This is a genomic window from Micromonospora fiedleri (assembly GCF_016774385.1).
In the GTDB taxonomy this organism is placed as follows: Bacteria; Actinomycetota; Actinomycetes; order Mycobacteriales; family Micromonosporaceae; genus Micromonospora; species Micromonospora gifhornensis.
Map to the genome: position 1 here is coordinate 1 of NZ_JAETXL010000139.1, position 255 is coordinate 255.

General features: G+C 63.9%; 1 protein-coding gene. It reads left to right on the top strand.

Annotated features, from left to right (window positions below; genetic code table 11):
- A partial coding sequence (locus JMF97_RS30995) for a CRISPR-associated endonuclease Cas1 (protein WP_203224708.1) occupies nt 1-255 on the top strand: 255 nt, incomplete at both ends.

A 255-nucleotide genomic window follows, 5' to 3' on the forward strand; every position in this document is an offset into this window, starting at 1 on the left:
TGTGAACTGGAGCAACCGTGAGTACAACCCAGACGACTTTACCAGCAGCGACCCCGTCAACCAGGCACTGTCCGCCGCCCACGCCTGCCTGTACGGCGTGGTGCACGCCGTCATCGTCGCTGTTGGCGCCTCACCCGGCCTGGGATTCGTCCACACCGGGCACGACCGATCCTTTGTCTACGACATCGCCGACCTCTACAAGGCCGAATACACTATTCCGGTCGCCTTCGACGTCGCCGCCAGCGGCTCGACCGA